Below are 20,727 nucleotides of genomic sequence, written 5' to 3' on the forward strand. Positions count from 1 at the left end.
AATGATAATGGAAGCAAAAAAAGCGGGAGGACGAATTGTTATCCATCTTCCCGTAAATTTCTGAGGAGTTTTTCAGCGTTCTAAAGTTAAGTGGTCCACAAATTTGAGTAAAGATTTTTTTCCATAACCTTGCCTAAAGGTCAGCGGGGAAATCTTTACCAAAACTAATCCCTTGGACTAATTTTATTTGTCGTCCAAAGCAGCGATGCCGGGCAGAACTTTGCCTTCCAGCAATTCCAGACTAGCGCCACCACCGGTGGAGATGTGGCTCATTTTTTCCGCCACCCCCACTTTTTCCACCGCGGCTACGGAGTCACCACCACCAATGATAGTGACAGTGCCAGTTTCGGTTAATCCAGCCAAACTATGGGCGATCGCCTCAGTTCCCTTAGCAAATTTTTCAAACTCAAAGACTCCCATGGGGCCATTCCAGATCACGGTGCCACAACCTTCGAGGGCCGCTTGGAAGGTTTTAATGGAATCGGGGCCGATATCCAGACCCATCCAACCATCGGGGATGGCATCAACGCTAACGGTTTGGTCGTTGGCATCGGGGGCAAAGTTATCCGCTACAACCACATCGGTAGGTAACAGAAACTCTACGCCTTTTTCCTTGGCTTTAGCCATTAATGTGGTAGCCAATTCTAATTTGTCTTCTTCCACCAGGGATTTACCGGTGCTCAAACCCTGGGCTTTGTAGAAAGTGAAAATCATGCCGCCGCCGATGATCAGCTTGTCACACTTATCCAACAGGGTTTCAATCACACCAATTTTGCTGGATACTTTGGAGCCCCCCACAATGGCCACCAGGGGACGTTTGGGGGATTCGATGGCCCCTTGGAGGAACTGTAATTCTTTTTCGATCAGATAACCCGCCACGTTGGGGCTGAGGAAATGGGTTACCCCTTCGGTGGAAGCGTGGGCCCGGTGGGCAGTGCCAAAGGCATCGTTAACGTAGAGGTCGGCATTGGCTGCTAATGCCTTGGCAAATTCTGCATCGTTGCCTTCTTCTCCGGCATAGAAACGGAGATTTTCCAACAGAGCTACACCGCCATTGGGCAAGCTGGCAATTTTTGCCGCCACTTCAGCCCCAATGCAATCGTCGCATTTGACCACGGGTTGTCCCAACAATTCCCCTAGGCGATCGCCAACGGGGGTCAGGCGCATGCTGTCCACCACTTTGCCTTTGGGACGGCCAAAATGACTACCTAAAATAACTTTAGCCCCTTTGCTGAGGAGATCTTTGATGGTGGGCAAGGCAGCCCGAATCCTGGTGTCGTCGGTGATACTGCCATTATCTAAAGGTACGTTGAAATCCACCCGCACAAAAACCCGTTTCCCCGCCAGATCCGCCTCGGTCAAATTGGCGATCGATTGCTTAGACAAAACCTTTTCCTCCTAAATGTCAAATAAACTTAACAAAATTAAACCAGTCAATGTTCCCGCCGACAATGGAAAGCCCAAAAATGACCCCCGATGATAGCATTCTGACCATCCTGCAACGGGACTATGCCAATTTCCCCCGGCAGCAAACTTTCAGCATCTACGACCCAGATGTTTATTTCCAAGATCCCCTCAGTCAATTTCGGGGCTTGGCCCGTTACGAAAAAATGATCCAGTTCCTGGCCCGCTGGTTTCGGGCGATCGATTTACAATTACACGACATTGCCCAGGTGGAAAAACAAATCACCACCCGTTGGACATTAGGTTGGACTTCGCCCCTGCCTTGGCAACCGAGAATTACCATCAGTGGTCACAGTGAACTTACCCTCAACGAAGGGGGATTAATTGTTGCCCACATTGATTACTGGGACTGCTCTCCCTGGAATGTGCTGAAACAACATTTTCGGACTTGAATAGCCACAAACATTGACATCCTCTCCTAGCCATTCTGGTGGGGCGCTGGGGCTGGGCCCTGGGACTGAGTTTCCGGGAGAGGTTCCGATGGAGTTGATTCAGGGTGCAAAAGTTGCCCACTGATGGTTTTGACGACAATGTATAAAATTGGCACCACAAATAGGCTGAGGAAAGTGGCCACCAACATGCCGCCAAATACTGCTGTACCTAATGCCTGGCGACTACCGGCCCCCGCTCCAGTGGCGATCGCCAAGGGAAAAATACCAAAGAGGGTGGAAAGGGCTGTCATTAAAATGGGTCGGAGACGATCCTTGGCGGCTTCCAGGGCGGCCTTAGCAATGGGATAACCTTCCGCCCGTAGCTGATTGGCAAATTCCACAATCAAAATGGCGTTTTTACTGGAAAGACCAATCAACATCACTAAACCAATTTGGCAGTACACGTCATTGGGAAAACCCCGTAAGGTCTGGGCTGTCAATGCTCCCAAAATGGCCAGGGGCACGCTGAGTAGAATAATCACCGGATCAACGTAATTTTCATACTGGGCGGCTAGCACCAGAAAGACAAACAATAAACCCAGGCCAAAAATCAGGGGTGCCTGGCCCTGGGAACCCATCTCCTCCAGCGAAATGCCCGACCATTGAAAATCAAATCCCGGTGGCATTACCTGTCGGGCGATCGCCGCCATGGCATCCATCGCTTGCCCCGTACTAACCCCAAAGTTGGCAGATCCCGTAATGGCGATCGAGCGAAAAAGATTGTAATGGGTAATAATCGGCGCCCCCACATCCTGGGTCACCGTCACCAAATTCGCCATGGGAATCATTGTGCCTGACTCACTGCGGACATAGAGACGACTGATATCCTCCGGGCTACTGCGGAACTGCTCATCGGCCTGGAGATAAACCCGATAGGTCCGACCCTGGAGGACAAAATCATTGACATAGCTAGAACCCAACGCCGTTTCCATGGTCTGGAAAATTTGGTCCACCGGCACCCCTAAGCTTTTAGCTTTGTTGCGATTGACATTGACAATTAACTGGGGATTATTGGCTTGGAAAGTACTAAATACCCTGGTTAAAGCCGGATTTTGGTTGGCGGCGCCGAGGATTTCTCCCATGGTACCCACCATAGTATCCAGCTCACTATTGACCCGTAAATCTTGTAACTGAAAGTCAAAACCGCCAAATTGCCCTAAACCCCGAATAGGAGGAGGGTTAATGGGAATAATATTAGCCTCAGGAATTTGGGAAAATTTACCAAACATCTGGCCGATAATAGCCTGGACGGATTGGTTCGGGGCAGTCCTTTCCGCCCAGGGCTTGAGGCGGCTAAAAATAATCCCTTGGTTGGGGCTATTGCCACTAAAGCTAAACCCCCCCACCGCAAACGTAGCTGTAATTTCCGGCACCGCTAGCAATTCCTTTTCCACCTGGGCCATTACCCGGCTAGTGTACTGGAGGGAAACCCCCTGGGGAGCTTGGATGATGGTGATGAAATAACCTTGGTCTTCCTCCGGTAAAAACGCGGTGGGGACAGTAATGTAAAGCCAAGCGGTGGCGCCAATCAATAATGCAAATACCCCAATTACCCACATCCGAAAATTGATCAATTTAGCTAACGCATCACCGTAGCTATTTTTGACAATGTCTAGTACCCGGTTAAACCAATTGAAAAAGCCCGCAATAAAAGCCGGTGGTTCTTGGCCTTCCCGCAGTAACAAAGCACAGAGGGACGGGGTGAGGGTCAGGGCCAGAAAAGTGGAAAGGAGAATGGAAAAAGCGATGGTGAGGGCAAATTGTTGATATAAAGCCCCCGTGGTGCCGGGGAAAAAAGCCACCGGAATAAACACCGCCATCAACACTAAAGAAGTGGCAATTACTGCCCCCGTTAATTCCCCCATGGCCTCCTGGGCTGCTTCCTGGGGATCTTCGTGTTTCACTTTGATAAAACGGCTAATTTGCTCCACCACAATGATGGCATCATCCACCACTAGCCCCGTGGCCAGGGTTAAACCAAACAGGGTCAAACTGTTAATGGAAAAGTTAAAGACCTTGACAAAAGCAAAGGTGCCAATTAGTGCCAGGGGAATGGTTAAAGCGGGGATTAAAGCTGATCGCCAATCCTGGAGAAAAACGAGAATTACGAGAATTACTAGAACCACGGCGATGAGCAGGGTTTCCACCACTTCTGAGAGGGACTCCTGCACAAATTCAGTGGTATCAAAGGCAACGTTATATTCAATGCCTTCGGGAAAGTTTTGGGCTAAACGGGCCATTTCGTCCCTGACCAAGCGGGCTACTTCCAAGGCATTACTGTCCAACAGTTGATAAATGCCTAACCCCACCGCTTCCTGACCTCGAAAGCGTAGAAAACTGCTGTAGTTTTGAGCCCCCAATTCCACCCGACCAATATCCTTAAACCTGACCACAGAGCCGTTGGCCCCGGATTTAACAATTAAGTTTTCAAAGTCATTTACGTCCGTTAACTGACTACTAGCCAAAAGGTCTAGCTGATACTCTTGCCCCGGCGGTGCGGGTTCCGCTCCAATTTGCCCAGCCCCCACCTGTAAATTCTGTTCCTGCAGAGCCCGACTTAGATCCGCCATGGTCAATTGTTGGGCAGCCAATTTCATTGGATCTACCCAGAGGCGCATGGCATAGAGCCTTTCCCCAAAAATGCGTACATCCCCCACCCCTTCCAGCCGGCGGATGGGATCCACCAGATAGCGATCAGCGTAGTTACTTAGGAAAATGTTGTCGTACTGGCCATTGGGGCTAGTGATGCCAATACCCAACAGGAGAGCGTTGGATTCTTTGTTAACCCTAATGCCCGTTCTTCTCACTGCTTCGGGCAGTTGGGGTTCCGCTAGGGCCACCCGATTTTGCACATCAACGGCGGCAATGTCTTTATTTTGACTCCGGTCAAAGGTAACGGTAATGCTACTGGTGCCATCATTACTACTGGTGGAGGAAATGTAGCGCATCCCCTGCACCCCGTTGATCTGCCGTTCTAAAATGTCGGTGACGGCCCTTTCCACCACTTCCGCATTGGCACCGCTGTAGTTGGAACTAACCTGAATTGTGGTCGGGGCTACTTCCGGAAATTGGGCGATCGGCAAGCTAAAAATGCTGATTGTCCCCACCAGCAGGATGATGATGGCGCAAACGCTGGAGAAAACAGGGCGTTTAATGAAAAAATCAACAAACATGGCAGGGAAAAGGGCAATTGGTTGGCACAAACCGGCTCAATCTCCAGCCGATTCTGCCACATTGTTACATACCTTTAACAATTGCCTAACCTTCTTTGGGTTGATCTTCAGCCCCACAGGATTTCAGTTTGATATTACGCTAACGTTGCCTTGATAACTTCGTCGGTGGCGGCATCACTGATAGTTACTTCACCGATCGCCGTCGGGAGAATAAAGCGAACTTTACCCGCTTTGACTTTTTTGTCGTGCAGTAAACTTGCCAGTAAGTCATCCACTGCCAAACTCTGGGGAATCTCAGTGGGTAACTTAGTTTTAAGCAATAATTGCCGTTGGCGATCGCCTAGGGATTGGTCACAAAGTCCTAGGTAATGGGCAATTTTGGCCGCCGCTTCCATGCCAATGCCCACCGCTTCTCCGTGATTGATTACCCCGTAGCCCGTTAAACTTTCCACCCCATGGCCAATGGTGTGACCGTAGTTAAGAATGGCCCGTAACCCCGCTTCCTTTTCATCTTGACTAACCACATCCACCTTGGCTTGGCAGGACCGTTGGATAATTTGCGTCAGTAATTCCGCCGGTAGGCGATCGATACCGGATAAATCTTCCGCTTCTTCCAGAGCAGTAAATAAATCTGGATCCCAAATTACCCCGTATTTAATTACTTCCGCCATGCCAGCCCGAAATTCCCGCTCCGGCAAAGTTTTTAACACAAGGGGGTCAATGTACACCAGTCGTGGCTGGTAAAAAGCGCCAATTAAATTTTTGCCCTGGGGATGGTTTACTCCGGTTTTGCCACCAATGGAGGCATCGACCATAGCCAATAAAGAGGTTGGCACTTGCACAAAGTTGATACCCCGGAGCCAAGTGGCCGCCCCAAAGCCTGTCATATCGCCAATGACGCCTCCCCCCAGGGCAACCATGGTGGAATTTCGTTCCAAATTGGCTGCAAAAACGGCATCGTAAAGCCCGTTGATGGAAGCAAGGGTTTTATGGGTTTCCCCGGCGGGAATCAAATGTTGAAAAACCTCATATCCCTCTCGTTTTAGGGCTTGGATGACAACTTCGCCATAGTGGTCATAAATTTCGGGGTTGGACACCACCATGATTTTTTTGCCCAAAGCTAGGGGGGCTAAATGGCCCGCTATTTCCCCTAAACTCCCCGGGGCGATTTGCACTTGATAGGGGGACTGGGGCAGAGGAACGGAGATGGTGGTAGCCATAAGTTGCTGGTTCAATCGGCGGCGCTGGATCGTACAATAGCAAACAATTACAACGTTTTTATCAAAGCGAGGAACAAAATTATGGCCGCTGGTGTTGGTATTTTTATTGGTTATATTGCTGTTTTTACGGGAGTAACTTTGGGTCTCCTATATGGTCTGCGCTTTGTCAAGCTAATTTAATAAATCTTCAAGTCTTCAATTGCCCAATTAATTAAGAACTGGTGTCAGGGCTTTCCCCAAACTTTTTCGTAGGGATGATCGACTTCAAGCTTGTTTCCAACGGAATTGTTTCGGGCGATCGCCACTGTTTGCAACCAGTTCTTGGGCAGTAAAAATTGGGTAAAACCGAAAGAAATTAGAAATTTCTAAATTTATTCTTATCTAATCAAACTAAATTAATCAAAATATTTAAGCATCACCATGTTCCCCACCATCCGTCCCCGTCGTCTGCGCCAAACTGATGTTCTTCGCCGCATGGTTAGGGAAAATACCCTCACCGTCAATGATTTGATTTATCCTCTGTTTGCCGTGCCCGGTAGCAGTGTCGCCAAGGAAGTGGTTTCCATGCCGGGGGTTTACCAACTGTCGGTGGATAAAATTGTTGACGAAGCCAAAGAAGTGCGGGATTTAGGCATTCCGGCCATCATTTTATTTGGTATTCCCGAAGATAAGGACACCGATGCCACCGGAGCTTGGCATGATTGCGGCATTGTCCAAAAGGCCACAGAAGCAGTGAAGAAAGCAGTGCCGGATTTGGTGGTGATTGTCGATACCTGTTTGTGTGAATATACCGACCATGGCCACTGTGGTTATCTACAAACGGGGGATTTAACCGGCCGGGTATTAAACGATCCCACCCTGGAATTATTGAAAAAAACCGCTGTTTCCCAGGCCAATGCCGGGGCAGATATTATTGCACCTTCGGGGATGATGGATGGTTTTGTCCAGGCCATTCGGGAAGCTTTGGATGACCATGATTTCCAAAATATCCCCATTCTTTCCTATGCGGCTAAGTATGCTTCGGCCTATTACGGCCCCTTCCGGGATGCGGCAGATTCCTCTCCCCAATTTGGCGATCGCCGGACGTACCAGATGGACCCGGGTAATAGTCGGGAAGCGTTGAAAGAAGTGGAGTTGGATTTGCTCGAAGGAGCGGACATGGTCATGGTCAAACCAGCTTTGTCCTACATGGATATTATTTGGCGCATTAAGGAAATGACCAATCTGCCGGTGGCGGCCTACAACGTTTCTGGGGAATATTCCATGGTTAAGGCAGCCGCCCTAAACGGTTGGATCGACGAACAAAAAGTTACCCTGGAAACCCTCACCAGTTTTAAACGGGCGGGGGCAGATCTAATTTTGACCTACCACGCCAAGGATGCGGCCCGCTGGCTACAGGGTTAAGCTAACAAAAGCGTGACATGGAGAACTGGCCATGGTGCAAGCTTTGGTTTCCCCTCCCATTGAGGAGACTCCCCAGGTTAGTTGGGAAAAGTTACCCGACGATTTTATTTTGCCCGATGCTCCCGTAGACAATATTAATCAACCCCTGTTAGCGGCGGCTTTATCCGATGCCCTCCACCAGGGGGGAAAGTTATCTAACCAAAGTTTAACCACCACCAACTACGGCATTTGCGCCCGTTTGGACGGCCAGTTTGTGGTCAAAGCTCCCGACTGGTCCTATGTTCCCAACATCACTGTTCCCCAGGCTGAGGTGGAGCGTAGTTATACTCCCCAACTCCAAGGGGATCTACCCGCCATCGTCATGGAATTTATCTCCGAAATGGAAGGGGGGGAATATTCTGCTAAACCTACTTTTCCACCGGGGAAATAGTTTTTCTATGAACAAATTCTCAAAGTCCCCTACTATTGCATTTTCGACCTGAAAACTCCCCACTTAGAAGTTTACAAACTTGACGGTGGAGGCCAATATCAGCCCGAATCTCCCCAAGCGGAAGGAAGATTTTGGATTGCAGGGTTGGATCTTTTCCTCGGCATTTGGGAAGGCGATCTCGCAGAGATCCGCTACGCGGTGCGCCAGGGGCAACATTGTCATTGGTTGCGCTGGTGGACAGAATCGGGAGATTTACTCCTCTGGGGTTCAGAATTGGCCCGAGCTGAAAAGGTCAGGGCTGATCAGGAAAAACAACGGGCCGATCGCCTGGCGGAATTGTTACGGGCCCAGGGCATTGATCCCGAGGGGCCCTAGATTCACCGGAAGGTATGGGCTATGCACCGGCCACCACCAATGTCAGGGAGCCGCGGTCGGGGTCAATGGTTTACCTTAAGATTGGAACAGAAACCCGTCACCGAGGTAGTAAATAATGCGAGCTGTGTTGATGGCAGGGGGGGCAGGCACCCGTTTGAGACCCCTGACTTGCGATCTGCCAAAGCCCATGGTGCCCATTGTTAATCAACCGATCGCCGCCCACATTATCCATTTGCTCCGTCGCCATAACATCACTGAAGTGGTGGCCACTCTGCACTACCTCCCCGATGCCATGCGGGATTATTTTTTGGATGGTAGTGAATTTGGCGTTCAAATGACCTATGCAGTCGAGGATGAACATCCCTTGGGAACAGCGGGTTGTGTCAAAAATATTGAAGAGTTGTTGGACGATACATTTCTGGTCATCAGTGGTGATAGCATTACCGACTTTAACCTCACAGCGGCGATCGCCTTCCACAAGCAAAAACAGGCTAAGGCCACGTTAATTTTGACCAAAGTGCCCAACCCCCTTGAATTTGGCGTGGTCATCACCGACGAGAATCAGCGGGTGCAAAGGTTTTTAGAAAAGCCCTCCACCAGTGAAGTTTTTTCCGACACCGTCAATACGGGCACCTATATTCTGGAGCCAGAAGTGTTGACTTATCTGCCCCCTAAGGAAGAAATGGATTTTTCCAAGGATTTATTTCCCCTCCTGCTGGAAAATGGCGAACCTATGTATGGTTTTGTCGCCGATGGCTACTGGTGCGACGTTGGTAACTTGGATGCCTATCGAGAAGCCCAATACGATGCCCTAGAAAAAAAGGTTTCTCTGGAATTGGGTAATCTCCCGCGCCATTCTGATATTTGGATCGGTGAGCATACCACCATTGACCCCAGTGCTGTGCTCATCCCCCCCCTGGCGATCGGGGACAACTGCAACATTGGCCCAGGAACGCGGTTAGAAGCGGGCACCATCATTGGCGATAATGTCACCATCGGCGCTGGGGCAGAACTGAAACGGGCCATTATTTGGAACGGTGTACTCATTGGCGACGAAGCATACCTGGCCGCCTGCGTGGTGGGACGGGGTTGTCGGGTGGAACGACGGGTGCAAATCCTCGAAGGGGCCGTGATTGGTCCCCTATGCATCATTGGGGAAGAAGCTCAGATTAACTCCAACGTCAAAGTTTGGCCCAGTAAACGGGTAGAACCGGGGGCCATCCTCAATATCAATTTAATTTGGGGCAGCACCGGCCACCGGAATCTATTTGGACAGAGGGGTGTTTCCGGCATTGTCAACATTGACATGACCCCTGAATTTGCTGTGAAATTGGGGGCCGCCTACGGTTCTTCCCTCAAACCCGGAGCGGAAATTGTTGTTTCCCGGGATCAGCGCAACGTCTCCCGCATGGTGACCCGTTCCCTCATTGCTGGTCTGATGTCCGTGGGGGTCAATATCCAAAACCTGGAAGCTACCGCCATTCCCATTGCCCGCACCATGACGCCGAAATTGAAAGTTGCTGGTGGTATCCATGTGCGGATCCACCCCGATCGCCCGGACTACTTACTAATTGAATTTTTAGATAGCCAAGGCATTAACATCTCCAAAAAGACCGAGAAAAAAATTGAGGGGGCCTACTTCAAGGAAGATTTACGGCGGGTAAGCATTCCCCAAATCGGCGATATGTCCTATCCAGCTCAGGTGCTGGAAACCTACTGCCACACCTTTGAGAAACTGCTGGACATGGACACCATCAACAGCGATGGGGCGAAAATTGTCATCGATTACGCCTATGGGGTATCCGGGGCCATTCTGCCCTTGCTGTTAACTAAATTCGGTTGCGATGCAGTGGTACTCAATGCCAGCCTACGACAAACTGCCGTTTCCAACGAAGAAAAGGAGGTTTTGCTCAGTCAGTTGGGGCAAGTAGTATCGGCGTTACAGGCTAATTTGGGTGTGCAGGTTTCCGCCAACGGAGAACAACTTACTTTAGTGGATGAAGGGGGCCTACCCATTCGGGGGGAACTATTGACAGCATTAATGGTACATATGATGTTGACAGCTTCTCCCCGGGGAACCATTGTGGTGCCCGTACAAGCCTCCAGTGCCGTGGAACAATTGGCCCGCCGCCATGGGGGGAAAGTTTTACGCACCAAGGCCAATCCCACCGCTTTGATGGCCGCCGCCCAGTCGAGCCATAATGTCGTTCTAGGGGGAAGTGGGGAAACGGGCTTTATTTTTCCCCGTCTGCATCCTGGTTTTGATGCCATGTTTTGCATTGCCAAAATCATGGAAATGCTGACTGTACAAGGACGCACCCTGGGGGAAGTGCGCGCAGAATTACCAACGGTCTACCTCTACCACAACAGTTGCACTGTCCGTTGCTCTTGGAAAATTAAGGGCGCTCTGATGCGTCATTTAGTGGAAATTCATCGAGACCAGCACATCGAACTAGTGGATGGAGTGAAGGTAACTTTTGCCAACGCTGACAACTGGGTGTTGATTTTGCCCGATGCCGGGGAGCCATTAGTTCATATTTATGCCAATAGTGAAAACCGCCACTGGGTAGATGACAAGTTGCGCCATTACCAAGCCCAAGTGTTGAATTTTATCAGTGATGCCCAGGAAGAGTCCTACCAACACTTTGCTTGATGGGGATTGGAGTCTGCCGGTTGGCCCCGTCGGGATGCTCAGAGAGAATATACTTGTCCGCCCATAAACACCCTAGTGATACCCTTGGACTTTAAAGCCTGGGCGGTTTTTTGCACCATGCCTGCATCGGGGAGTCGAATTACTTTTTGGGTCCGTAGGGAAAAGCGGCGAGCCACCCGATGATTATCGAAAACGGGCAGGGTTTTAGCTTGGACTTCCCCGGGGGGCAGTACCCCATCAAAACTAAACTCTTTGAGGGGACGGACAATCAATTCTCCCCTCCGGTCCACCACAAGGTAGCAATTCTTTGGCATGGTTGCCCCCACTAGGGGCAGAATCGAGACCACTGCCTCGGTGTTTCTTGGCGCTTTTTTGGCGGTAACTGGAGGAGTGGAGAACTCATCTTCTTGGTCGTCATCGAAGTCATCCAGCCCATCTTCGAAGTCGTCGTCTTGGTCATCATCCTCGTCATCATCATCAAGGGCATCAATGGCTTCGTCGTCGAGCAAGTCTAAATCTTCGTCTATGTCCTTAACAATTTCATCCAGGGCAGAGGATTTAATTGAAATAATCTGGGGGCGCTGGGTTATGGGGGAATCTGATTGTACTTGGGCTTCGGTGATGGAATTTTCCCATTCCGTTGCTATGGATTGCTCCGCAGGGGGAGCAACGATCGCCGGAGGGTCTATTTTTTTAACTTTGTTGACTACGCTAACCACTTCCACTGTGGGTTTGCCGTGCCCAGTCTTGCCGGAAGTTTTTTCAGGCTGATTTATCTCTCGAGAGACGGAATCCGCACTGGACCTTTTCCTGGAACGCACCCGCCGCCCTTGGTTAACGGTGGTGGAGCTATCCTGACTGTTGGATTCAGATTCACTGGCAACCTCCGGCACTATTGACAATGGTTTATTGACCGGTTTATTCACCTGGAGTACCACTGGCGCCTTTTCCGAGTCGGGCAGGGGCAAAGTTAGTTGGGCGTCAATTTTAGGGCTTTTGTTTCCTCTTTTTTCCTGCACCAAAGTTTCATACTCCCCACTGGCGATCGCCATTTTGAGAAGACGACTAACGGTGGAAACGCTCACCCCAAAACGTTCCGCCAGGGTAGTGGTGGTGGCGGGAGTTTGACGGTAAAGGTCAACCAACTCTTGCTTATCGGTGTCGGTCAGCTTAGCAGGACTCATGGCAGTAACCATCAGGACAATTTGACATTAGTGGAACAGACGACAGGGGTGAATCTGCTAATATGTGGTTGATTCGGCGGCGGCCGGGCAAAGGAGCGCAACCCTGGATAAGACTCCAAGGACTTAGACTTTTTCCCACTACGGCCGAATAGTCCTATTCCAGCTACCTTGCAATATATCATTATGCCAATTGCTGCGGCGAAACCGGCCCTTCTTGTCCTTGCGGATGGCACTGCCTACCCCGGTTGGTCCTTTGGGGCCGATGGCACCACAGTGGGGGAGGTGGTCTTCAACACTGGCATGACCGGTTATCAGGAGGTAATGACGGATCCCAGCTATTGCGGCCAGATTGTTACTTTTACTTACCCCGAATTGGGCAACACCGGGGTCAACCCAGAAGATGAGGAGTCCATCCACCCCCACGTTAAAGGGGTTGTGGCCCGCAATATCACCCGCCGCCCCAGCAATTGGCGATCGACCCAATCCCTACCAGATTATTTGGTGGAACATAAAATCATCGGCATTTACGGCATCGACACCAGAGCCCTTACCCGTAAGTTGCGTTCCGTCGGTGCCATGAACGGCGGCATCTCCACCGAAATTTTGGAGCCCGAAGCCCTACTGCAGTATATCCAGGCCGCTCCCTCCATGGCCGGTTTGAACTTGGTCAAAGAAGTCACCACCAGCGAAGTTTACGAATGGACGGACCCCACCGATGACCATTGGCAGTTTGGCCCGGTGAATGAACACAAAGAAGAACCGCCCTTAACAGTGGTGGCCCTGGACTTTGGGGTCAAGCGCAACATTCTCCGTCGCCTGGCCAGTTATGGTTGTCGGGTAATTGTGGTGCCTGCTAGCACCTCCCCTGAGGAAATTCTTAAATATAACCCCGACGGGATTTTTCTTTCCAATGGCCCTGGGGATCCCTCCGCTGTTGAGGAGGGTATTATTACCACCAAGGAGTTGTTGGCGGCCCAAAAGCCCATGTTTGGCATTTGCATGGGGCATCAAGTGTTGGGACTGTCCCTGGGGGCGGAAACCTTTAAGCTCAAGTTTGGGCATCGGGGTCTGAATCAACCCTGTGGCTTGGACCAACAGGTGGAAATCACCAGTCAGAACCATGGCTTTGCAGTGACAGAGGGGTCCCTGGTGGAGGAAGTGGAAATTACCCATTTCAATCTCAACGATAAAACTGTGGCGGGGTTACGCCACAAGGAATTGCCCTTTTTCTCGGTGCAGTATCACCCCGAAGCTAGCCCCGGTCCCCATGATGCGGATTATTTGTTTGAGAACTTTGTCAAGTTAATGCGACAAAAAAAGGCTGAGATCCATGGCCAGGTTTCAGGTTAAATCCTTTGTCCCATCACTCTGATCAACTCCAACTGCCGTTGGTAATGTTCGCCGGGGAATGGTTCTGGTGGGTTTTTGTCTGCCATGGTGCAGAAAAATGGTGAATCTGGGTTTTCGGTGCGTAATAATGTGAAGAATAGTTACAAGCAAAATCGGTCAGGTTGGTTTATCTATTACCCGTAAAATCTGGCGATCGCCACCATCAAAGTTATGAAGGCGAATCAACCACGGCCTAGGCTAGCTGGTAGAATTAACCACCGCACCCAAGGTTGAATGGGCCTTTGTCGTCCCCCATTGCTCTCCCATATTTCCCTCCCATATCCGTTGCTAGCTCCTATGACAAACTCTTCTATTGCCACCAATTCTGCCCAGCCGTTCCTCGGTCAACCTTGGTTAGTGGAAGAACGGGATGCCTGTGGTGTGGGCTTTATTGCTAATCTCCGGGGGCAACCGGACCATATGTTAGTGGAGCAAGCGTTAAAGGCCCTGGGCTGTATGGAACACCGGGGTGGTTGTAGTGCCGATAACGACTCCGGCGACGGGGCCGGAGTTATGACCGCCATTCCCCGTCTGTTACTTTCCCGCTGGTTTGAAAATCGCAATTTGCCCATGCCCGATGGCGATCGCCTGGGGGTCGGGATGGTATTTTTACCCCAGGAACCTGGGGCCAGGGAGGTGGCCCGGGCCTACGTGGAAGAAGTGGTACGACTGGAAAAATTATCAGTGTTAGGTTGGCGGGAAGTGCCTGTTAATCCGGATGTATTAGGCATTCAAGCCAGAAATAATCAACCCCACATTGAACAAATTTTAGTTACCTGCCCAGAAGGTTGCGCCGGCGATGAGCTAGACCGGCGGTTGTATATTGCCCGCTCCGTCATTGGTAAAAAATTAGCTGAAGATTTCTACGTTTGTTCCTTTTCCTGTCGCACCATTGTCTATAAAGGCATGGTTCGTAGCATCATTCTAGGGGAATTTTATCTAGATTTAAAAAATCCTGAATATACCAGTAATTTTGCCGTTTATCACCGTCGTTTTAGCACCAATACCATGCCTAAATGGCCCCTCGCTCAACCCATGCGTTTATTGGGTCATAACGGGGAAATTAATACCCTTTTAGGCAATATTAATTGGATGGCAGCCAGGGAAAAGGAATTGGATGTGTCCGGCTGGACAAAAACAGAGTTGGAAGCGTTAACCCCCATTGTTAACCAAGCCAACAGTGACTCCTATAACCTCGATAGTGCCTTGGAATTGTTGGTACGCACCGGCCGCAGCCCCCTGGAGGCAGCGATGATTTTAGTACCGGAAGCCTATAAAAATCAGCCAGGGTTAAAAGATTACCCGGAAATTAGCGATTTCCATGACTACTACAGCGGTTTACAGGAACCCTGGGATGGCCCCGCTTTATTGGTATTTAGTGATGGCAAAATCGTCGGCGCCGGCCTAGATCGTAATGGTTTACGGCCCGCCCGTTATTGCATTACCAAAGATGACTATATTGTCCTGGGTTCCGAAGCGGGAGTGGTGGATTTACCGCAGGCAGATATTGTCGAGAAAGGTCGCCTAGCACCGGGGCAAATGATTGCGGTGGATTTAGCTGAGAAAAAAATTCTCAAAAATTATCAAATTAAACAGCGGGCGGCCCAAAAATATCCCTATGGGGAATGGGTGAAAACCCAGCGTCAAACGGTTGTGTCTAATAGCTTTGCTGAAAAACCTTTATTCGATAACGCCCAAACTGTACTGCAACAACAGGCTGCCTTTGGTTACACCGCCGAAGATGTGGAAATGGTGGTGGTGCCCATGGCTAGCCAGGGTAAGGAACCAACGTTTTGCATGGGAGACGACACGCCGTTAGCTGTACTGTCCAATAAACCCCGGCTACTCTACGACTATTTCAAGCAAAGGTTTGCCCAGGTAACCAACCCTCCCATTGACCCCCTACGGGAAAATTTGGTGATGTCCCTGGCTATGTTTTTGGGCAAACGGGGCAATTTGTTAGAGCCTAAAGCTGAGTCTGCCAGGACCATTAAACTCCGATCGCCATTGGTCAATGAAGTGGAGTTGCAGGCCATTAAAACTGGGCAGTTGCAGACTCACGAAATTTCTACCCTCTATGATTTGGATGGGGTAAATAGTCTGGAAACCGCTTTAGATAATTTAGTTAAAACGGCGATCGCCTCCGTTCAATCCGGTGCTGAAATCCTAGTTTTAACCGATCGCCCCCAGGGCAACACGTTAACCGAACATCAAAGTTTTATTCCCCCTTTGTTGGCGGTGGGAGCAGTACATCACCATTTAATTCGAGCCGGATTACGCTTAAAAGCTTCCCTGGTTGCGGACACTGCCCAATGCTGGAGCACTCACCATTTTGCCTGTCTGGTGGGCTATGGTGCTTCCGCCATTTGTCCCTATTTGGCATTGGAATCAGTGCGGCAATGGTGGTTGGATGAAAAGACCCAAAAGCTGATGGAGAATGGGCGGTTAGACAAGATTGATTTAACCACCGCCCTGAAAAATTATCGTCAATCCGTAGAAGCAGGATTATTCAAAATTCTTTCCAAAATGGGCATTTCCCTGCTGGCTTCCTACCATGGAGCCCAAATTTTTGAGGCGATCGGTTTAGGAGCGGAATTAGTGGAATATGCCTTTGCTGGAACCACCAGCCGAGTAGGCGGTTTGACCATCGCCGATGTGGCCCGGGAAATGATGGTTTTCCATGGCATTGCTTTTCCTGAAATGGCCAAAAAATTGGAAAACTTTGGCTTTGTTAACTACCGTCCCGGTGGCGAATATCATATGAATTCTCCGGAAATGTCCAAAGCTTTGCATAAGGCGGTGGCGGCCTACGAGGTGGGCGGTAATGGTAACAATGCGGAAGCCTACGACCATTACGAGCTGTACCGTAAATATCTCAAGGATCGCCCCGTAACAGCTCTGCGGGATTTGCTGGATCTCAATTCCGACCAAACTGCCATTCCCCTGGAGGAAGTGGAGTCGGTGGAAAGTATTGTCAAACGTTTTTGCACTGGCGGTATGTCCCTCGGTGCACTGTCCCGGGAAGCCCATGAAACTTTGGCGATCGCCATGAATCGTTTGGGGGCTAAATCCAACTCCGGAGAAGGGGGAGAAGATGTAGTACGTTACCTGACTCTAGATGATGTGGACAGTGAAGGAAATTCTCCGACTCTGCCCCACTTGCATGGATTAGAAAATGGTGACACCGCCAACTCTGCCATTAAACAAATCGCCTCTGGTCGTTTCGGTGTTACCCCGGAATATTTAATGAGTGGCAAACAGTTAGAAATCAAAATGGCCCAGGGGGCAAAACCCGGAGAAGGGGGCCAACTGCCCGGTAAGAAAGTTAGTGAATATATCGCCATGTTGCGCCGTTCTAAACCCGGTGTAACTCTCATTTCTCCACCGCCCCACCACGACATTTACTCCATTGAAGACTTAGCCCAATTAATTTATGACCTGCATCAGATCAATCCTGAGGCCCAGGTATCGGTGAAGCTAGTGGCGGAAATCGGCATTGGTACCATCGCCGCTGGGGTAGCTAAAGCCAATGCGGACATTATTCAAATTTCTGGCCATGATGGTGGTACAGGAGCATCTCCTTTAAGTTCCATCAAACACGCTGGTTCTCCCTGGGAATTGGGGGTCACCGAGGTACATCTAGTGCTAATGGAAAACCAACTACGAGATCGTGTTTTGCTCCGGGCCGATGGGGGATTAAAAACCGGCTGGGACGTGGTGATGGCGGCTTTAATGGGGGCAGAAGAATATGGCTTTGGTTCCATCGCCATGATTGCTGAGGGTTGCATTATGGCCCGGGTTTGTCACACCAACAATTGCCCCGTGGGGGTTGCTACCCAGCAGGAACGGCTACGGCAAAGGTTTAAAGGGGTGCCCGGCCAAGTAGTTAATTTCTTCTACTTCATTGCCGAAGAAGTGCGTTCCATTCTGGCTCACCTTGGTTATCGCAGTTTGGACGACATTATTGGCCGCACCGATTTACTGAAAGTGCGTTCCGATGTGCAGTTGACTAAAACCCAAAATCTGACCCTGGATTGTCTACTCAATCTTCCCGATACCAAGCAACATCGACAATGGTTAAATCACCAACCAGTCCATAGCAATGGCCCTGTGCTGGATGATGAAATTTTGGCCGATCCCGACATCCAAGAAGCTATTAGCCACCAAACCTCCGTTACTAAAACCTATCACCTAGTTAATACAGACCGCACTGTGGGCACTCGTCTGGCCGGGGCGATCGCCAAACGCTACGGCAACACTGGCTTTGAAGGCAGTATTACCCTCAACTTCCAAGGCTCAGCAGGGCAGAGTTTTGGGGCTTTCAACCTCAATGGTATGACTCTCCATCTGCAGGGGGAAGCCAACGATTATGTGGCCAAAGGTATGAATGGCGGAGAAATTGTTATTGTGCCCCCAGCTGGTGCCACCTATGCTTCGGAAAATAACGTCATCATCGGCAATACCTGCTTATATGGAGCCACAGGAGGTAGTCTCTACGCCAACGGCCGGGCGGGAGAACGATTTGCAGTGCGTAATTCCCTCGGTCAGGCGGTCATTGAAGGGGCTGGCGATCACTGCTGTGAATATATGACCGGCGGCGTAGTTGTTGTGCTCGGTCCAGTGGGTCGCAATGTCGGCGCAGGCATGACAGGGGGGTTAGCCTATTTCCTCGATGAAGCAGGGGATTTACCGGAAAAAATCAACCCGGAAATTATCAAACTGCAACGGATCACTGCTCCCAAAGGGGAAGAGCAGTTAAAAGTTCTAATCACTACCCACGTAGAACATACTGGCAGTCCCAAAGGTAAGGCGATTTTAGCCAATTGGTCGGATTATCTCGACAAATTCTGGCAGGCAGTTCCTCCTTCCGAAGCAAGTTCACCAGAGGCCAATGGGCAAGCGGGCTTGGCAGAGGAGAAGGCTTTAACCTCAGTTTAGGCTCGAATTTCACTAACTTGGGTAGTATGGGGGGAGCAATATTAAATCTCTCCTCCTGATTCCAATGCCGAAAAAAGTCCGTGAACTCAAGGCACTCCTTAAAAAAGCTGGGTTTAAGTAATTTTCAGGAAAAGGCAGTCATACAAAATGGCTACATCCTCAGTATCCTGGACGGATTACACTTTCTGGCAAGGACAGTAGTGACGCTAGAATTTACCAGGAGAGAGAAGTCTTGGCTGCCATTAAAGCTGTTAATCAAGGAGACTAGCTCAATGACAAATCTACCCTACTCGATGGTGATTGTTTGGTCGGATGAAGATGAGTGTTATCTTGTCCATCTACCGGATTTCCCGGAACAACAATTTCGGACTCATGGAGAAACCTATGAAGAAGCCGCTAAGAATGGGCAGGAGGTTCTGGAGTTGTTGCTAGAGGATGATGGTTTTCCTCGTCAAGCAGTTAAAGACATCCGGATCTCAGTCTCAAAGGTTCATTGTCGCTCATTGTCGTTGGAATATAAGTAAATTCTGGCAAGCGGTTCCTCCTTCCGAAGCAAGTTCACCAGAGGCCAATGATGATGTCGGCTTGGCCGAGGAGAAAACCTTAACCTCAGTTTAGTTGATGCGTTTGCTAGAGTAAGAGGGAGGATGGTGTTTCTTCCCTTATTTTTGTTTAAACTTAAAAAGTTTGGAAAAAATATGACTCTCTATGACAGCGCACATTCGTTATATCACGAACTTCTTTTACAATCCTACGATGAATTAAAAAAAGCCATATCTGGTCATACATTTGGGCGAAATGATTGTTTACGTCTTGCCACAATAGTATGTTCTAATTGTTACCACTTTAGAGAACATTTAAAAGAGGGTTATGGTTATGATTTTTCAATAGATTATTTAAGAGAAAGATGTGAAGATTACATTCTTGCACGAGATATAACAAATTTAACAAAACATTATAAACTAACAAATTATACTCCTCTTATTTCCAATCCAAATGATATATATGAATATTTGCATATAACTCTATATGAAGATGCCAAAGGTCAATATCGTCATCATCAAATTAAAGTTAGTGTAAAACTGACAACAGGAGTAAAAAAAGATGTTCTTTCGATTATAACTAATGTTTTGAATATGTGGACTGAAATTTTAGTTTCACAAGGTATTTTAAACAAAAGCATTTATTTTAACTACATTAATAAAATATTTTTCTCTAGAGATGAAGCAAATAAAAATCTTCCACTTCTTAAGATAAAGCAAGGTGTTAGATCTGCGCCAATAATAGCTTTTAGTCAATATGATTACGAATCCAATACATTAAAAAGCGTTGATATCAAAGACTTTAAAATGAGAATTTATGAGAAGCCAAACAATACAATTATTGACTATTCTCTAGATATTAAAGATAAAACTTTCACAGATTTTGTGGAATTGACAGATCAAGAGCAAGGAGAGCTTATAATGCTTGCAGATGATATTGATATTGAAAATTTTATTGAAAAAATAGCTAAAAAATATAACATTTATGAAAAAATCAGGATAAACGCAATATGTACCGATAAAGTAAAACAAATTAAATTGATTAAAACTTTTTTTAGAATTGATGAATTTGATGACAAAATAGATATTGATTTTGTAATTTCCTTTCCTGACATTGATATGATTTTGGAGAAAAAATATACGTTAAATCTTGAAGAAAAAACTCAATTTGAGTACTCAAAACTCATTGGACTTGAAGGTCAATTTTTAAGCAAGCTTGCTGAAAAATATGATATTTACAATCAAATTTTTAGTGATAACTTAGAGATATTTATAACGGATGACGGTATAGAACTTGGCTTTTCCATCCATTTTGATAAAAACGATAAGTGGTTCAAATTGGTAGAGGCAAATGGTCAAAATAAAATATGATTTCAATGCCAGTGCGTTAACGTTCGTTTTGACGGAGGCGATTCTAGTTAATGTGTTAAATCTTCGCCTGATCCATAATGGTAAGCAATTTTTAGAAATTATCCCTCTTCCATGGAAATTTAGGAAAAATAGAAAATGGTATGGTGTCAGTAA

Annotated in this window: 14 protein-coding genes; 10 read left to right on the forward strand and 4 right to left on the reverse strand. The window is 48.5% G+C overall.

All coding sequences use genetic code 11. The annotated features are described in order from the left end of the window. Positions 1-183: 183 nt before the first annotated feature. Complete coding sequence (gene pgk / locus D082_RS12280; protein ID WP_028947361.1) at positions 184-1,386, reverse strand: phosphoglycerate kinase; 1,203 nt, start codon at positions 1,384-1,386, stop codon at positions 184-186. 50 nt (positions 1,387-1,436) lie between these two features. Here pgk and D082_RS12285 point away from each other — a divergent pair, with 50 nt between their 5' ends. Further along, on the forward strand, positions 1,437-1,856 hold the full coding sequence (locus D082_RS12285) for a DUF2358 domain-containing protein (protein WP_051738842.1): 420 nt from the start codon (positions 1,437-1,439) through the stop codon (positions 1,854-1,856). Between the two features lie 26 nt (positions 1,857-1,882). Here D082_RS12285 and D082_RS12290 read toward each other — a convergent pair whose 3' ends face one another. Together D082_RS12290 and aroB are read right to left on the reverse strand one after the other, a co-directional pair. Beyond that, complete coding sequence (locus D082_RS12290) at positions 1,883-5,068, reverse strand: efflux RND transporter permease subunit (RefSeq protein WP_028947359.1); 3,186 nt, start codon at positions 5,066-5,068, stop codon at positions 1,883-1,885. A 134-nt stretch (positions 5,069-5,202) separates the two neighbouring features. Next, entirely contained in the window at positions 5,203-6,288 is a 1,086-nt protein-coding gene (gene aroB, locus D082_RS12295) for a 3-dehydroquinate synthase (RefSeq protein ID WP_028947358.1), read from the reverse strand. Positions 6,289-6,369: 81 nt separating this feature from the next. Between aroB and D082_RS12300 the strand changes: the two genes are divergently transcribed. From D082_RS12300 to D082_RS12315, 5 genes are all read left to right on the forward strand, one after another. Beyond that, positions 6,370-6,468, forward strand: a complete 99-nt coding sequence (locus D082_RS12300) for a cytochrome b6 (protein ID WP_010872692.1) — start codon at positions 6,370-6,372, stop codon at positions 6,466-6,468. A 240-nt stretch (positions 6,469-6,708) separates the two neighbouring features. Next, a complete protein-coding gene (hemB, locus tag D082_RS12305; protein WP_028947357.1) occupies positions 6,709-7,692 on the forward strand; it encodes a porphobilinogen synthase in 984 nt (327 codons plus the stop codon). Between the two features lie 31 nt (positions 7,693-7,723). Beyond that, positions 7,724-8,122, forward strand: coding sequence for a hypothetical protein (locus D082_RS19080; RefSeq protein WP_238546721.1), 399 nt, complete (start codon positions 7,724-7,726; stop codon positions 8,120-8,122). Positions 8,123-8,266: 144 nt separating this feature from the next. After that, the gene (locus tag D082_RS19425; RefSeq protein ID WP_238546722.1) at positions 8,267-8,497 is read left to right on the forward strand and encodes a hypothetical protein; all 231 of its coding nucleotides are present in this window, start codon (positions 8,267-8,269) and stop codon (positions 8,495-8,497) included. A 115-nt stretch (positions 8,498-8,612) separates the two neighbouring features. After that, complete coding sequence (locus D082_RS12315) at positions 8,613-11,150, forward strand: mannose-1-phosphate guanyltransferase (RefSeq protein ID WP_028947356.1); 2,538 nt, start codon at positions 8,613-8,615, stop codon at positions 11,148-11,150. Positions 11,151-11,188: 38 nt separating this feature from the next. Here the strand turns inward: D082_RS12315 and D082_RS12320 are convergent, their stop codons facing one another. Next, a complete protein-coding gene (locus D082_RS12320; protein WP_028947355.1) occupies positions 11,189-12,346 on the reverse strand; it encodes a hypothetical protein in 1,158 nt (385 codons plus the stop codon). Positions 12,347-12,517: 171 nt separating this feature from the next. Here D082_RS12320 and carA point away from each other — a divergent pair, with 171 nt between their 5' ends. The 4 genes from carA (at position 12,518) to D082_RS12340 (ending at position 20,574) form a co-directional block, all read left to right on the forward strand. Further along, positions 12,518-13,684: a glutamine-hydrolyzing carbamoyl-phosphate synthase small subunit gene (gene carA / locus D082_RS12325; protein ID WP_028947354.1), complete on the forward strand. Its 1,167-nt coding sequence runs from the start codon at positions 12,518-12,520 to the stop codon at positions 13,682-13,684. Between the two features lie 306 nt (positions 13,685-13,990). Continuing rightward, positions 13,991-18,661 (forward strand): glutamate synthase large subunit, encoded by a 4,671-nt coding sequence (gene gltB / locus D082_RS12330; RefSeq protein WP_081857703.1) that lies wholly within the window; start codon positions 13,991-13,993, stop codon positions 18,659-18,661. Positions 18,662-18,933: 272 nt separating this feature from the next. Further along, positions 18,934-19,185, forward strand: a complete 252-nt coding sequence (locus D082_RS12335; RefSeq protein WP_028947352.1) for a type II toxin-antitoxin system HicB family antitoxin — start codon at positions 18,934-18,936, stop codon at positions 19,183-19,185. 144 nt (positions 19,186-19,329) lie between these two features. Further along, positions 19,330-20,574, forward strand: coding sequence for a hypothetical protein (locus D082_RS12340; protein WP_144428742.1), 1,245 nt, complete (start codon positions 19,330-19,332; stop codon positions 20,572-20,574). The last annotated feature ends 153 nt before the right edge of the window (positions 20,575-20,727 follow it).

The organism is Synechocystis sp. PCC 6714 (assembly GCF_000478825.2).
GTDB lineage: Bacteria > Cyanobacteriota > Cyanobacteriia > Cyanobacteriales > Microcystaceae > Synechocystis.